This is a genomic window from Pseudomonas sp. NY15364, from assembly GCF_048068235.1.
In the GTDB taxonomy this organism is placed as follows: domain Bacteria; phylum Pseudomonadota; class Gammaproteobacteria; order Pseudomonadales; family Pseudomonadaceae; genus Aquipseudomonas; species Aquipseudomonas mendocina_D.
Map to the genome: position 1 here is coordinate 1 of NZ_JBLUPX010000084.1, position 940 is coordinate 940.

A 940-nucleotide genomic window follows, 5' to 3' on the forward strand; every position below is an offset into this window, starting at 1 on the left:
CGATCGCCGGCGCGGCAATGTTCTACCGTGTCGCCCTGGTGGGCGGTGTCCGTGATGACCTGCTGACGCTGCCGGCGAGCCCGCAATCGTTCAGTGTTGGCCAGGCTGAGGCCACATTCACGTTCAACAACACGACGACGGGAGCGCAACCAGATCTGCAGCCCGCAACGCGGACGTATGACCTAAATTCGTTGGAGTTGTTGGGGAGCCAGTTCCCGTTACCGGCCGGCGCCGAGCTTTCGCTTTCGCCGCCTTCGCCGTATGGCGCTGCAGGCGCGTACTCACCGAATGGCGATCGCTATGCCTTGTCGGTGACTCTGCGTTATGCCGCCGGCGCCGAGGAGCGTGCTGAACTGCTGATCTACGATGCGGCCACGCACGAACTGCAGGCCAGTTACAACCTGGGTGCCGACGCAACCTCGATGTACTACGTACCCGTTTGGTCGCCTGATGGCGGCTGGATTGGCGTTCTGCTCGATGAGTCATCCGACCTAGCTGCAACGCTCAATGTTGAGGCGGGCGAGCTAGTGCTTACGCCCCGGCCGGACAGCGGCCCGGCGCGTGTGCAGGTCACGTCGCTGATGACGAACGACGGGCAACTGATCTTTGACTGGTCGACGTTCCGCGCCATGCAGGCCGGGGCGATGGTGGAGCCGATGCTTGCGCTGCCTGGCGACGGGTACCACCTGCTGCTCGCCAGCAACAACTGATCCACCTCGGCCTGTCCTGGCCACCCGCTTACTCAATGCAGATAGGAGCCAGCCATGCAGCCGGCCTGTGTAGACCTGCCCATCATTCCGGGCACCACCTACCGCGACACCGTGCGGCTGATGCAGCCGGCGTTCGCTTACCTGCCAATCACTGCCATCGCCGCGAGCGAGAGCGGGGTGCGGCTCACCGTGGAGCACGGCCTGGCCGGCGACTGGCCGGTGTGGGTGCG

At 64.7% G+C, this 940-nt stretch carries 1 protein-coding gene; it reads left to right on the forward strand.

The features are described 5' to 3' along the window. Nucleotides 1-710, forward strand: a 710-nt coding sequence (locus tag ACNFCJ_RS24025; protein WP_416773887.1) for a hypothetical protein, incomplete at its 5' end; no start/stop codon positions are given. Between the last annotated feature and the right edge of the window lie 230 nt (nucleotides 711-940).